Source organism: Chroococcidiopsis sp., from assembly GCF_051657925.1.
Classification (GTDB): domain Bacteria; phylum Cyanobacteriota; class Cyanobacteriia; order Cyanobacteriales; family Chroococcidiopsidaceae; genus Chroococcidiopsis.
The window spans coordinates 1-4,573 of sequence record NZ_JBOFLP010000374.1 but is presented as its reverse complement, the minus strand read 5'-3'; the positions used below and the strand labels follow the sequence as shown (position 1 = coordinate 4,573).

Below are 4,573 nucleotides of genomic sequence, written 5' to 3'. Positions count from 1 at the left end.
TCTACTGGGAAAAACCGTTTCGAGCAACTACCAAATAAGCAATGATTTAGGAAGTTGGCGTTCATGTTATCCGCCTTTTTGAGGTTTCATTGCGAATCTTAGCAATTCTTGAAATTTGATAAATCGCCTTTTTTGTAGTTAAATTTACAATTTTCGGCTATTTCTCAGCTAGAATTTTGACTTCACAGTATACAGTTGTCAAGTCTATTTTTCGGAAATTTTTAATATTCACTTTGGTTTTTCTTCCAAAAGCTATTTGACATACGAAATAATAAATTAGAAACTGAGGACTAAGAATTATCTGAGAAGTCAACCGATCTCTGCTCCCTGCTCGTGCGCTCCCTGCTCCCTGATAACTGGTCACTGATAAACGCGATCGCCAAAAATTATCCGTCCTAAACGTACCATCGTTGCTCCAGCTTGTACGGCTAATTGGTAATCGTCAGACATTCCCATTGATAGCTGGTGCATTTGAAGATTAGACCAGTGTTGCTGTCGAATTTTGTCGGCTAAATCGCGAGTTTGCTCGAAGAGATTGAGAATTTCGGCATCATTCAAATCTAAGGGTGGAATTGCCATCAAGCCTTCGATTTGCAGGCTGTGGCAGCGATTTAGTTCTGGTAAGCTGGCTAACAAGTCAGGAATAGTCCAACCGGACTTATTCGGATCGCTGAGAATTTTGACCTGCAAACACACTTGAGGACGGCAACATAACTCTTGTGCCAGTCGGTCTAGACGTTGAGCCAACTTTAAGCTATCGAGAGAATGAATCCATTGAAAAAGTTCTACAGCTCTTTTGGCTTTGTTGCTTTGCAAACTACCAATCAAGTGCCAAGTGATATCTGGTAAATCTTGTAACTGTTGCTGTTTGCTAGCGGCTTCTTGAATGCGACTTTCGCCAAAATCCCGAATTCCGGCTTGATATGCTACTCGCATCGCCTCTACGGATACCTGCTTGGTGACGGCGATTAACCGGACGGTAGCTGGTAGTTGTTGACGGATAAGCGCAATACGTTCGGCAATCTGATTAGTCATTGGAAGGTGGCTTGCAAAGTCTTCTGTAATCGATCGTACTCTTGGTATTGACCGTTACGACGTAATAATCGCAGTCGAGTCTCCAATAGTAAGCGAGCTTCAGAACGACTCACTGGCTCGAATTTCATCCCTGAAGCTTCAATCGTCACTAAAAAAAACAAGCGCTGGGCGTAGAGCGTGGTGAAAAGTTCTTGATGTTCCTCCAAAAGGCAGATGCGGAATAACAACCCAAATGTAGGATGATTCAAATAATTTTCTGTATTCATCAACAGCGATCGCAGCTTAAAACATGTATTTTATGGCAGTGAAGTATATCGATTGTCTAAATTTGTAATTTGTATTTCATTATTCACAATTTGTTTTAAGTTTATTGAGATAATTTCTAAATTCTTCTGTCTTTATGTAGAACTATAAAGTTGCTGGCAACGATCGCCTTGAGGATCGCTCCTAAGAACAGAGGAGGATCGCCGTAGCGATCGCGTAATCTCCGTCATGGCTCAAACTCAACTGCCACTGCAACTGTCCCCAAGAATGTACCATTGCTAACGCTCGTGCGTGTAGTTGCACGGTAGGAACGCCGCTCGGTTGACGGCAAATCTCAACGTCAGTGTAGCCCACGCCCAGCCAGCCAGTCCCCAAAGCTTTGACCACAGCTTCTTTCGCCGCCCATCTACCAGCTAGTTTATTCATCGCATTACGATTAGGAGCATTTTGCTCGTAACGACAATCCAATAGCTCATTTGGCGTGTAGACGCGCTGCAAAAAGCGATCGCCAAATTGTTCTATAACCTTCTCAATTCGAGGAATGTAAATAATATCGGTTCCTAAACGTAGCATCAGTTGTCAGTTATCAGTGAAGAAAGGGAGCAGAGAGCAGGGGGAATTACTTACGAATGCGCGACTTACAACTTCATTCTTCTGTCCTTTTTAAGGCGATGATTTGGGCTTGAGCTTTGTGCAAAGACTCATACCATTCTCGTTCGGGGTCGCTGTCAGCAACGATCCCCGCTCCAACTTGTCCCCAAACTTTATTGCGGGAGTTGTTAATGGGGTGTGGGGTGTGGGGTGTGGGGTGTGGGGTGTGGGAAGTGTGGGAAGTGTGGGAAGTGTGGGAAGCGTCGGAGGACACTCGAAGATTTTTTTCTCCCTCAGCTCTTTTCTCTCCCTCAGCCCCCTCAGCTCCCTCAGCTCCCTCAGCTCTCTTACTCTGCTCCCTGCTATACAGCAGAGTCCGAATCAAAATATTCAAGTCTAAATTACCGCGCCAGTCTAAGTAACCGCAGGAACCGTAAAACAAGCTGCGGCGGACTGGCTCCAATTCTTCAATAATTTCCATGCAACGGACTTTAGGACAGCCAGTAATCGTACCCCCAGGAAACGTGGCGCGAATTAAATCGATCGCATTGTATTCTGCTTTGAGCGTGCCAGTAATATTACTCACAAGGTGCATGACGTGACTGTATCGCTCGATCGCTAATAATTCATCAACGACGACAGAACCCCATTCGCAAACACGCCCTAGATCGTTACGTTCCAAATCTACGAGCATGATATGTTCGGCAATTTCCTTAGTATTGCTTAACAACTCTTGAGCTAAATCGCAGTCTTGTGCGGGAGTGGCTCCTCGCGATCGCGTGCCTGCAATCGGTCTTGTTTGGACTTGACGATCGCGTAATTGCACTAATCTTTCTGGCGAACAGCTAATGACTGCTCCCCAAGGAGTCTGCCAATAACTAGCAAAGGGAGACGGATTAATTTGTTGCAGTGCTTGATAAATTTGCCAACTACTGGCGATCGTGCTGGTTTCAAATCGCAAAGAAAGATTTGCCTGAAAAACGTCTCCAGCCTGAATGTACTTTTTTGCTCGGCAGACAGCCGTTTCGTATTCTTCTTGATGAGTGAGTAGGAAGTGGTGAGTGGTGAGTGGTGAGTGGTGAGTGGAAGAAATTGTATTTACATCCTTCTGACTCCTGGCTCCTGACTCCTGACTCCCAACTTTTGACTTTTGACTTTTGACTTTTGACTTCTCCAGTCGTTCTTGTAGTTCATCAAGCTGCTGTGGTGCAGAAGCAGCTAACCACAAAATTTGTTCTAAGTGGTCGAGAACGGCAAAACATTCAGGCTCGTACCAATAAGCAACAGGAAATGGTAAGGGATCTGATTTTATGTATGGTAACTTTTCAATCTCCCAAGCCAGATCGTACCCCAACCAACCCAACCACCCTCCAGTAAAAGGAAGGGAGTCGGGAATCGGGAGTCGGGAGGCGGGAATTTTCTCCCCTAGCTCCCCCAGCTCCCTCAGCTCCCTCAGCTCTTTTCCCCCTGCTCCCTGCTCCCTGCTCCCTGCTCCCTTACATTGCAATAGCTGCTGCAAAAATGGCAAAATCTCCCCAATAGGTGGTGTCCACAGTTGCGGCTGTCCGTCGATAATGCGGGGTGTGCCAGCACAGATAGAGTAACGTGCCAGTTGAGAACGATCTTCGGATATGGGAGCAGGACTCTCTAGGAGAGTTGCGATCGCGTCTGGATTGGCATCGGGGCGAAATAGGGCTGCAAATACTTCAGAACCGCTACGTTGTTCTAAAGGAAGCGATCGCCAATACCAAGGCTGCATGGGTTTCATGTCAAACCTCATTACCCCAAGTTAGACGTATTCCCCAAAATGCAACCAAACACACCAAGGCAATCCAGTCTCTAGTAGTAAAACGCAGCTGATGCCATTGGACGCGATGAGTATTCGGAGTGGTAAATCCCCTCACTGTCATCGCTTTAGCCATTTGCTCGGCTCTCAGAAGTAAGTTTTCTAACAATCGTTCTGCCACTACCATCCACACCCGCAATGCTCCCTTGATGCCTAGCTTTTTCCAGTTTATTGCCCGGGTTCGCACGGAACGAATCAGATTTTGCACTTCTTCCATCACCAAGGGAATAAATCGCAATGACAGCGTTAGAGTCAGCGCAATTTCAGTTACGGGCAATTTAAACCGTCGCAAAGGTAGCATCAAGCTTTCCAAACCTGCGGTAATTTCTTCTGGTGCGGTTGTGAGTAAATATAAATTCGTGCTGTAAATCAAAGTAAACAGGCTCGTACTCAAGCGTAATGCCAGCTCGACCGAGCGGCGCGTTACCGTAATTATCCAATATTGAAATAATACGTATTGGTAGCCTGATGAAGTTATGTAGTTGGTCGTTGGTAGTTGGTCGTTAGTAGTTGGTGGTTGGTCGTTGCTTCCGCCCTGCCCCTCTGCTCCTCTGCTCCCCTGCTCCCTGCTCCCTGCTCCCGCATCAAACTCATTACCCAAAACCAACATCTCACCCTGTTCGGTAGTTGGCAAGCGGGGTTGAGGATCTACGCCTAAACCGTCAGGACTTACTGCGCCCAAAATCAAGACGAAAAATGACAACGTGAGCAGCCAACCCATTTGTTGTCGCCAAACTCGCCAGGGAATCCCTGCTGTTAAAGTCATCAAAATGAGCAAGATGACTAAACTTACTCGGTAGAGAGAGTTTGCCATAATTGGCGCTGCTAAAAAGCTGA

5 protein-coding genes are annotated in these 4,573 nt (G+C 46.2%); all 5 read right to left on the bottom strand.

The genetic code is table 11. The features are described 5' to 3' along the window. Window positions 1-360 precede the first annotated feature (360 nt). A complete protein-coding gene (locus ACRC32_RS29950) occupies window positions 361-1,035 on the bottom strand; it encodes a YggS family pyridoxal phosphate-dependent enzyme (RefSeq protein WP_438557400.1) in 675 nt (224 codons plus the stop codon). Further along, complete coding sequence (gene pipX / locus ACRC32_RS29945) at window positions 1,032-1,301, bottom strand: transcriptional coactivator PipX (RefSeq protein ID WP_438557399.1); 270 nt, start codon at window positions 1,299-1,301, stop codon at window positions 1,032-1,034. The genes ACRC32_RS29950 and pipX overlap by 4 nt, the downstream gene beginning before the upstream one ends. 181 nt (window positions 1,302-1,482) lie before the next feature. Continuing rightward, complete coding sequence (gene acpS / locus ACRC32_RS29940; protein ID WP_438557398.1) at window positions 1,483-1,872, bottom strand: holo-ACP synthase; 390 nt, start codon at window positions 1,870-1,872, stop codon at window positions 1,483-1,485. A gap of 73 nt (window positions 1,873-1,945) precedes the next feature. Further along, window positions 1,946-3,658 (bottom strand): anthranilate synthase component I, encoded by a 1,713-nt coding sequence (locus ACRC32_RS29935; protein WP_438557397.1) that lies wholly within the window; start codon window positions 3,656-3,658, stop codon window positions 1,946-1,948. 1 nt (window position 3,659) lies between these two features. Next, entirely contained in the window at window positions 3,660-4,550 is an 891-nt protein-coding gene (locus tag ACRC32_RS29930) for an energy-coupling factor transporter transmembrane component T family protein (protein WP_438557401.1), read from the bottom strand. Window positions 4,551-4,573 lie beyond the last annotated feature (23 nt).

Excerpts from the sequence above, each read along its gene's own strand:
- ACRC32_RS29950 (WP_438557400.1), bottom strand. The coding sequence starts at position 1,035 with ATGACTAATCAGATTGCCGAACGTATTGCGCTTATCCGTCAACAACTA.
- pipX (WP_438557399.1), bottom strand. The coding sequence starts at position 1,301 with ATGAATACAGAAAATTATTTGAATCATCCTACATTTGGGTTGTTATTC.
- acpS (WP_438557398.1), bottom strand. The coding sequence starts at position 1,872 with ATGCTACGTTTAGGAACCGATATTATTTACATTCCTCGAATTGAGAAG.
- ACRC32_RS29935 (WP_438557397.1), bottom strand. The coding sequence starts at position 3,658 with ATGAAACCCATGCAGCCTTGGTATTGGCGATCGCTTCCTTTAGAACAA.
- ACRC32_RS29930 (WP_438557401.1), bottom strand. The coding sequence starts at position 4,550 with ATGGCAAACTCTCTCTACCGAGTAAGTTTAGTCATCTTGCTCATTTTG.